This window comes from Ideonella azotifigens (genome assembly GCF_006519715.1).
GTDB lineage: Bacteria > Pseudomonadota > Gammaproteobacteria > Burkholderiales > Burkholderiaceae_C > Ideonella > Ideonella azotifigens.
The window spans coordinates 1-1,006 of record NZ_VIDT01001196.1; the positions used below are offsets into that span (position 1 = coordinate 1).

General features: G+C 67.0%; 1 protein-coding gene. It reads right to left on the reverse strand.

Annotated features, from left to right (window positions below; translation table 11 throughout):
- Nucleotides 1-46 precede the first annotated feature (46 nt).
- The coding region (locus tag FKP22_RS31565; protein ID WP_211361691.1) for a methyl-accepting chemotaxis protein at nucleotides 47-1,006 on the reverse strand (960 nt) is incomplete at its 5' end.

The following is a 1,006-nucleotide window of genomic DNA, read 5'->3' on the forward strand; positions in this document are numbered from 1 at the left end:
ATGGATTCCCTTTGAGTTCTGAGAGACGAGGTCGGAATGGGGCGGATCAGAAGAAGGTGACTTCTTCTTCGGCTGCGGCGGGCGCAGCGACCGCGCTGCCCGTGTGGCTGCGTTGATGGGTGTTGCGCTCGTCGGCCATCGCGTAGCTGCTTTCCAGCTCGGCCAGCAATGCGGCGCTGTCGACCGCCTGCAGCTCACCGGCCGACTCGAAGCGGCTGCGGGTGGCGCTCAGGAGCGTGGGCAGGCGCTCGATGTTGTGGCGCACATGGGTCATGCGCTGGCTCACGCGGTCCTGGAACTGGAGTTGCACCAGCGCTTCGACGATCTCGCCCTGGATGCCCACGCTTTCGCGCTTGAGCACTTCGGAAGACGCTTCCAGCCCTTCGGTGACGCTGCGGAAATGGCCCAGCACGCCGTTGATCGAGGTTTCGGCTTCGGCCGCCGAGGCCTGCCCGCGCTGGGATGAAGCTTCGGCGCTGCTGCGCGTGGTCTTGATGGCTTCGCTGATGACCTGCACCTTCTCGGCCATGCGCTGGGCGGTCTCCCCCGACATCACCGAGAGCTTGCGCACTTCCTGCGCCAGCACGCTGAAGCCGCGGCCGTTTTCGCCGGCATGCGCGGCCTCGATCGCGGCGTTGATCGCCAGCATGTTGGTCTGCGAGGCGATGGAGGCGACCTCGGCTGCCATCTCCAGCAGTTCACCGACGAAGTGGCCCAGGGACTGCACCTCGGCGTGGATGGCGCTGTTGCTGGTCATGGCTTCGCGCAGGGTGTCCAGCACGCCGTGCAGGTCGCGGTTGCTCTGGTCGAATACGGCGCCCACGCCCTGGTCCCCGTCCTGGGCCGAGGCTTTCAGCGCCTGGTCCAGCCGGTCCACGATGCTGGCAAAACGCTGCGACAGCGCGGCCACGGCATCTTCCATCTGGGCACGCGAGGTTTCGATGTGGGCGCTCCAGACCGGCAGCACGTCCTGCCCCAGCCGATCGGTGCCGGCCACGAAGGCGGC